We start from the raw sequence: 7,089 nt of genomic DNA, 5'->3' as shown, positions 1-7,089 counted from the left end.
GCAGAGGCATTAAAAGTTTCTGAGTCATAGTTTTGCTTCCCATCCGTTCTCACCCCAGACCACGCACTTGATATCAAGCTCATGGCAAAGGGATGCATATCCGTTATTGAAATGACCGTGAGTGCGTGTCTTGTGCAGGAGCACGCGCAGTTCCGGGTCATGGCGAAGGGTAAAAAATTGCCCCGGTTCGATGTGTCGAAGGCGGGGCAGGGGTCGGGCAAATTCGGCTTGTCTGGCCATGCGGCCTCCGTTTTCATCTACTTGGGTGTCAGAGCTTCTGCTCTGGCACTGGGGGTGGCAGATTCATCTGTCTGTCTTGCTACTCACCAGCTAGGGCCAGCGCACCATCCAGGATGGAGCGGATTGATTTCGCCACCTTCTTTGGCTGACCTAAATCCACCACTAGTTCTGTGGCTTCGAGGTCGATTCCTGCAGCGTCAGCGAACGCTTGGGTGGTCTTGGCAAGCATATAAACGTAGGCGCGCAGCTTGCGTGCCTCTTCAGCGGTCGGCGCTGGAGATTCAGCGGTGGTCATGAGTTGATCCTAGAAAAGAAAAACCCCGGTTGAGTAAATCAAGCGGGGTTATGGGGTGTTGCTGTAGTCGTGATGCTTCATAGGGGAGGCATCCTATGTTTTAGCTGCAGGGGTTCGGCTATGATCCTTGCGGATATAGAAACGGAGAGTTGCTTGGAGATCCTAGGTGATTGAAAAAAAATGTAGCTGCGAACGTCAAATGATCGCGGCCTTCACAGCGGGGGCGATTCTGGCCCTTATAGTTGGTTTTGTGTTGGGGTGGGTCTGGGATAAGCGGGTGGGAGCGCTTAGTAATGTAAGTATTATTAGCGTCCTGACGGCGGTCGGGACTTGTGGGGCTGCAGGGGGGGCTGTCTGGGTGGCTTATGCGGGTCAGAAGTGGCGTAGACAGGAAGAAGCTTTGCGAACGAAGCTATTTATTCAAACGGAGGTAGTGCAGAAGCTCCAGTCGATCCGTGATTTTTTCGAAGCACCTCCACTTTCGCGAGAGGATGGGTTTCTGGTATTGATGAATTTGGAGAGAGAGTTGGACTGGCTTCGTGGGCTAAACATCGTTCTGATATCGATCTTGAGTTTGGAATTGGCTCAGTCCATTTTGAGATTAAAGCAGCGAATCGAAGCCTTAGAAGACAATCTGAGAATATGGGACGGAGTGCTGGGCGACACTGCTCTATGGTTCTTGGCAAAGACTGAAGCGACAAAGTGTGTGGAAATCGCTGGTAAAGCGATGAATTGATTCGATGGGCAAAACCCCTAATCTCACTTTAGTTAATGCGTTCACCGCCTAGGACCTCAACCAGATCACTGATCATCTTGGCCAACTCGGAGGTCATCAAGGTCATGTCGGCATCAAAGATTTCGTCATCGTTGACGGCCGTCACGTCCTGCTTTTCAGTCAGGATTTCCAGCGGGGCCACCCGTTTGACGTCCAGTGCATCGGTGAGCACAAAGCTGATGCGATCCGCCCAGGTCATGGCCAAACGGGTGCATTGCTTGCCGGCTTCGACGTGCTTGCGCACTTCGTCAATGTCGGCGCTTTGCTTCACGTAGCGTACGGCAGCACCGCTATCGCCGGTAGAGCGTAGCTCGGTATCCTGGTCGACCGTGAAGTTGGCCGGGGCTTCATCATCAACCAGCCAGGAGGTCATGGCGGCACCGGGAGATTGCTCGGTGTACAGAGCCTGCACGGGGAAGGGGTCCACGCTCTTGGCGAATAGGCCTAGCACCTCATCGCTCTTAGCCACGACTGCGGCATCAATCACAAACCAATGGTTTCGTGTGTCGATCCAGACCATTGTGTCGCGCTGCACAACATGGGAGCGGGGCATCAAATCAATAATGATCTGCTCTTTGATTTCCTTCATCTGCTTGCGGCCTGGCTTGTAGCCTTGCTGCTCTTCGATTTCGCGGGCCTTCTCGCGGGCGGCTTGGTTGACTACTGCGCTGGGCAGCAGTTTCTTTTCAGCACGCATGCAGATCAGATACTGACCGTTCACCTCATGCACCAGCTCACCGCCTTCGCGTGGCGGCACCCAGCCCAGGCTGAGCGGTTCTTGGCTTCCGCATGGTGCGAATTGGTGCTTGGTCAGCAGGTCGGCCAGTTGTTGAGCGGACATGGCAAATGCCGTATCTAATCGATAGATACGCAGGTTTTTAAACCACATGGCTGTATTCCTTTGTTCATGCGCAAAAATCCCCATACTATGCGGAGTATGATGCGACTATTAATAGTGTGGCCCTCTGACCAGTTGGGACTGGGGCTATAAGCTGGGCGGGGTCTATGTCAGACAAGAGAATAAAAAATACACGCTTGAAAATCAGTGCGCTTTTGACTGCATCAGTTCTGATTTCAGTGGGCAGCGCACTTTGCCTGTCTCCGGAGATGTTTCAGAGGAGCGGGGCAATACTGACAATGGCGTCAGCGTGGTCATTCTTATGGGTTGAGCAGTTGAAGGGGATGACTGAATTAGGCGGAGCCTTTTCTGAGCCTGGGGAATTTATTGCGATTCGCGAGTTATGGCGCAAACAGGCTGTGGTGATGGCCTATTTTTTTGCGTCGCCTTAGGGGCCATAGGAACCATAATTTGGGGCTATGGTGATTTGATTGTGAGCTCGCTTTAGGGATGGGTTAAATCGCCTCCCCTCCACGGCCGCCCAGCATTTGCATTTGCTCGGCAATGATTTCCGTGGTGAAACGCTCCTGACCGTCTTGGCCTGTCCATTTACGGGTGCGCAGGTGCTGGCTTAGCGGATGTTGAGCCGGAAACCCTGCGTGAGCCTTGCTCCAGGCACATCCGCGCCGTCCTTAATGGCCTGAGCGATCAGCTTCTTGTCGGGTTGGGGCGCAGGCGGCACAGGGTCTGTCAGGTAGTCCGCCGGAAGTTGCCGCTCGTCAAAGATGTCCACGCCGGGCGGATTCTTGGCGACACTGATGCTGAACAGTGGGGCGTCGATTCGGTTGATGCCACTGGCCAGCATGTTGTCCAACACGTATTTGCGGAGTGCGTCAGCGCGGGCTTTGCGAGCCTTTTTCAGATCTTGTAGCCGACGAATCTCTGCGTCAATCGTGGGCAGGTCAGCCTCCATAACGCGGGCGACCATTTCGCAGCCTTGGGCTTTTTCGGCAATCTGCTCGGGCAGTCCGGTAGATTCGATGGTGTCGGCAATGGTCTCGGCGTCGAAGTCTCGCTCCGCAAGAAGCTGAGCCAGGGCGCGGTATTCAGAGGTCAGTGTGTAAAGTGCGGGTGTGCTCATGTTTACTCAGGCGGGCAAACCGCCTGCTCCACAGTTAGAAGTTTCCGAAGTCGCTGCCGAATGGGTCAGCGGGCTGACTGCCGTTCTGGGCGGGGGCCTGGTAGGCGTTGCTCGTCTGGCTGCTACGAGATTGTTGTGCAGGGGCTGGCTTGTCCTTGAGGCTGGAAATGATGCTGGCCAGCGCCTGGGGCTGAGTTTTATTGTCCAGAATTTCTTTAGCCATCAGTTCGGTGTTGGCCTGGAAGGGTGCGAAGATATTGAACTTGTAGCCCTCGTCACCGTTGTCCTTGAAATAGAACTCCTTCTGCAAAACGATACCCACCGGCTTATTGTGCAAGTCCGGGTATGCAATGGCTTCTTCTCGCGTGCCATCAGGTTTCGCCACGCCGCCTTTTTTCGGGTGTAATTCTTTAACGCCCATAACTGTCATTAGGGCATTGAGGATTTTGAAGCCATAGAGCGCTTCGCCTTGGCTGTTGAATGTCCACAGCGTCAGGTAGTTGGCCTGCCGGCCATCCTGAGCTTTGAAAGAGAACTCAATGCCTTCTGTTCCGCTGCGCGATGTCACCGCCTTGGCGACGATGAAGGCACCGATATACTTGCCAGTCTGGTCGATGTACGAGTTTTGATTTGCCTGTTGAGCGGCGGTTGTGTCCAGGGTGTAGCTACGCATTGCAATTCCTTTTAAGCGGGCTGCTCGGTGGGGGTGTAGTAGGAGTGGATAGCCTGATCGACGGCGGCCAGATCGTTGTCGATGGCCTCGAAGTCAAAGAGACCCATCGGGGTCTTGACGGTGTCACTGCCGTTATTGCGGGTCGAGAATAGGTACTGCCCATCTCGCACTAGGGTCCGTAGAACGATGGTCACCATGCCTTCCAGCGTGATTTTTTCGTCCAGCATCTTCCCGATTGTCTTGATCTTGGTGCGGCCCTGGTCCGTGGTTTCGACATGGCTTAGGATGTAGACACGGGTATCGTCGGGCAGGCTGGCGGCAGCATTTAAAATGTCCCAGGCGTTCTTGCCGATCTCGGTGAACTTGTCGAACCCGCGCTCACTGGTGCGCCGCATGAACTCGTTTGCCATCACATACTGAAAGTCATCGATCACAATTACCTTGCGGCGCGTGCCTTTGAGTAGATGGATGATTTCGGCGGGACTGTCCGTCTGGAAGATGTTGCCTCCCTTGTTAGCTTCTCGATCAAATCGCTGCCAATCGGTTGCGCGGAAGGGTAGAGGCTTCTTAACGGCCTGAATCAGCAGCGTTTCTGCTGGGTTCATATTGCGAAGGCTGGTTGTTTTGCCTGTCCCGGACTCGCCCAGGACCATGGTTACGGTGCTCATGATGTTCTCCGATTCGTGCAATTCGTGAAATTCAGTTCAGTCCAGCGGCTGCGCCCAGCTTGGCGAACAGGCCGATGAAGATAAAAACTACGAGGGCAGCACCGACCCAGGCCTTGACCGGGATCTTGCTGCTATTTGGTGCGTAGCATCCCTGGCCATCGAAAGGGTTACGGCGGCGAGTGCGGGGGAAGCCGGGGTTTTGGTCAGTCATCGCCATCCTCCGTATCCACGTCTCCGTCGTCCTGATCTTCACGCTGACAGTTTTTGCCACCGCAATTCGGGCATTCGGTATGCGTGAGATTTCCATAAGAACCCATCCAGCGGATTCCGTACTGGTTGCATTGCGAGCAAATCATGGTCATGTTGGCTCTCCCGATAGGGCGCTTATCGCAGCGTCAATCATTCCTTCCAGTTTCTGCCGGACGTCTGCCAGTGCATCGCTATAGCCGCTCTGGAATCCCTTGTTTTCGCCGTCGTGAAAGCCATCACCGTATGCTGTTGTTTTTGCATATGCGTATCCATGCCGGTAGGCCTGGAAAAGTTCGTTCACGCGCCCGTCTTGATAGATCACGCCCTTCGGCCAGAGCGATTTATCTTCTTTGTCGAACCGTTCTTTGTGGCTGCGCTCAAAAGCTGCCATCAGGTCGTAGTGCTCCTTGGTTATCAGCATGTTGGTTCTCCCGATAGGGCGGCGTCTGCATAATCCAGGATCTGCGAGACAGTCCTGGTCTCGGCGCCGATGGCGACTCGGTCGTCCTCGTCAGAGCAGTACGAGCTTTGACAAGCGGCCTGGAGTGCGCCTGCAGTCCAGCGCAGCGCCTCTCGCAGCCGCTCAATCTGAGCCGCCTTTGCGTTGCGCTCATTCAGGGTTTGGTTGGCCCGCTCATAAAACTGCCGCCGGGATAGCTCGTCGTTCATCGCCATTTCGTAGGGCATTTGAATGATGGCGTTCAGCATGATGTCGCTCATGGCTGTCTCCAGATACTGATCACTTCTGAAATTAGGTAAGCAAAGCCCATGCAGCCAAAAACGATGGCCAGCAATGTGACGATGCCAAGAATGAAAGCGGCGAGGTCTAGCACGACAACGCCTCCAGTTCCTGCTCGGTCATTGCGTCGTGACTGGCGTCTGCCCAACTTTGGATAAGTGCCAAAAGATGCGCGTTCAGGCCGTCTCGATATACGGGGTCGTGATTCAGGACGCTCTTAACAAAGGGCCCGATCGCATCAGACTTCTCATAAGCGATCATTTGGTCGTTCAGCACTTCCAGCAGATCAGCTCGTGATTTCAGGTTTGCTGGTGTGGGATGGCCCCACGACATCAGCACTGAATTGGTTTCGCCTTTGAGGCAGTCGCGGATTTGCTCCGCGATATAGGCGCGGCGGCGCTCCGCCAGTTCGTGCGCGTCTATCTCACGCATAGCAAAAGCGTTCATGTTTAGCTCCGGGGGGATTGCGCCGCATCCGGCGCCATTGAAAGAGGGGAGGGTTAGCCTGCGTCTGCCGCCTTCACTGCATCTGCGCAAATGCCGGTATTGGCGGGGTCCGGGGTTCTATGCCCTCTGATAGCAGCCCTTGATCGGATAAGGCACCGTTTTATCGGACTTCACACGTATGGAGGGGTTGGGGTTTGCTGCCGTCGCTAACACGGCTGCCAAGGGCTGCTATCGGAGGGTGCCCGTTTCGTGGGCCAAACGTCCTGCGTGTTCCGGTCGTTACTACCCGGCCTCCACGCTGAAACCTCGGCACTGCCAGCGGGATTGCTGGTTTTCGGCCTGCGCTCTCGGTTATGGGTTGATGGTGGCCTGCGCCGATCTCAGGCTCTGGCGGTAGGCTCTCCCCGCCCTGTGGCGGCCATTCACCATCATCAAGGCGGGCCGGGCTTGATACCGGCATGGGCAGTTCACCCTGAGTCTGCCTTGCACCTTTCAGCAGCGGGTCTGCCGTCCAGTGGTACTGCGTGTTCGTCCACGCCGCCGCCTTGATGATTCCCCTCATAAGAAGGGCTGCCTGGACCTCGCTACTGCTCATATGCGAGTCATGCAGGCGTTGATGGGGTTTTGTCATGCTTGCCCGGAAAGTCGCTGGGCCAGCGCATTGGTTTGTCCTGCTGTTCCATGTCTATCTCCTATTTATCCGTCAGTACCCTGAGTCAAGGCACTGGTGGATAAGGCCCTGTGTAGGGCCTGGTTCTGGGATTCCAACCAGCGTGACCGTTTCCGTTTTTGGCCGTCTACGCCTCACCCTCTTTCTCCGTAAACCGTGCTTTGACGGACTGGAGACGGCAGAGATACCGCGCAGAGCCACAACCATGCTTGTGGGTGCTATTGAGCCGGACGAACACCCTACATAGGCGGGGTGAGCAACATCGGCAAAATGAACCGGAAATTCAGGGGAGGGTGCAGCAGGTCCGCTATACTTCGAGGCTTAGGGACCGTGAATCCCTATAGATGCGGCCTC

General features: G+C 55.1%; 10 protein-coding genes and 1 pseudogene. 1 reads left to right on the top strand and 10 read right to left on the bottom strand.

Annotated features, from left to right (window positions below; genetic code table 11):
- Positions 1 to 319: 319 nt before the first annotated feature.
- A complete protein-coding gene (locus WFM49_RS17370) occupies positions 320 to 535 on the bottom strand; it encodes a hypothetical protein (protein WP_336974589.1) in 216 nt (71 codons plus the stop codon).
- A gap of 166 nt (positions 536 to 701) precedes the next feature.
- Here WFM49_RS17370 and WFM49_RS17365 point away from each other — a divergent pair, with 166 nt between their 5' ends.
- Entirely contained in the window at positions 702 to 1,271 is a 570-nt protein-coding gene (locus WFM49_RS17365; RefSeq protein WP_336974586.1) for a hypothetical protein, read from the top strand.
- A gap of 28 nt (positions 1,272 to 1,299) precedes the next feature.
- Here WFM49_RS17365 and WFM49_RS17360 read toward each other — a convergent pair whose 3' ends face one another.
- From WFM49_RS17360 to WFM49_RS17320, 9 genes and pseudogenes are all read right to left on the bottom strand, one after another.
- Positions 1,300 to 2,199 carry a recombination-associated protein RdgC gene (locus tag WFM49_RS17360; RefSeq protein WP_336974583.1) on the bottom strand — a complete coding sequence of 300 codons (900 nt, stop codon included), beginning with the start codon at positions 2,197 to 2,199 and terminating at the stop codon, positions 1,300 to 1,302.
- 476 nt (positions 2,200 to 2,675) lie between these two features.
- Positions 2,676 to 2,771: pseudogene (locus WFM49_RS17355) on the bottom strand (single-stranded DNA-binding protein); the annotation flags it as partial.
- 8 nt (positions 2,772 to 2,779) lie between these two features.
- Positions 2,780 to 3,289 carry a siphovirus Gp157 family protein gene (locus tag WFM49_RS17350; protein WP_336974580.1) on the bottom strand — a complete coding sequence of 170 codons (510 nt, stop codon included), beginning with the start codon at positions 3,287 to 3,289 and terminating at the stop codon, positions 2,780 to 2,782.
- Between the two features lie 34 nt (positions 3,290 to 3,323).
- On the bottom strand, positions 3,324 to 3,962 hold the full coding sequence (locus tag WFM49_RS17345) for a hypothetical protein (protein ID WP_336974578.1): 639 nt from the start codon (positions 3,960 to 3,962) through the stop codon (positions 3,324 to 3,326).
- 11 nt (positions 3,963 to 3,973) lie between these two features.
- Positions 3,974 to 4,630: an AAA family ATPase gene (locus tag WFM49_RS17340; protein WP_336974575.1), complete on the bottom strand. Its 657-nt coding sequence runs from the start codon at positions 4,628 to 4,630 to the stop codon at positions 3,974 to 3,976.
- A gap of 31 nt (positions 4,631 to 4,661) precedes the next feature.
- On the bottom strand, positions 4,662 to 4,841 hold the full coding sequence (locus tag WFM49_RS17335; RefSeq protein ID WP_336974572.1) for a hypothetical protein: 180 nt from the start codon (positions 4,839 to 4,841) through the stop codon (positions 4,662 to 4,664).
- A 147-nt stretch (positions 4,842 to 4,988) separates the two neighbouring features.
- Positions 4,989 to 5,300: a hypothetical protein gene (locus WFM49_RS17330; RefSeq protein ID WP_336974571.1), complete on the bottom strand. Its 312-nt coding sequence runs from the start codon at positions 5,298 to 5,300 to the stop codon at positions 4,989 to 4,991.
- Positions 5,294 to 5,599, bottom strand: a complete 306-nt coding sequence (locus WFM49_RS17325) for a hypothetical protein (protein ID WP_336974569.1) — start codon at positions 5,597 to 5,599, stop codon at positions 5,294 to 5,296. Before WFM49_RS17325 ends, WFM49_RS17330 begins: the two co-directional genes overlap by 7 nt.
- 106 nt (positions 5,600 to 5,705) lie before the next feature.
- Complete coding sequence (locus tag WFM49_RS17320; protein ID WP_336974566.1) at positions 5,706 to 6,065, bottom strand: hypothetical protein; 360 nt, start codon at positions 6,063 to 6,065, stop codon at positions 5,706 to 5,708.
- Between the last annotated feature and the right edge of the window lie 1,024 nt (positions 6,066 to 7,089).

Origin of the sequence: Alcaligenes sp. PF14 (assembly GCF_037150615.1) — a bacterium.
Lineage (GTDB): Bacteria > Pseudomonadota > Gammaproteobacteria > Burkholderiales > Burkholderiaceae_B > Alcaligenes > Alcaligenes phenolicus.
The sequence above is the reverse complement of the archived record's forward strand: the minus strand, read 5'-3'. Positions and strand labels throughout refer to the sequence as shown.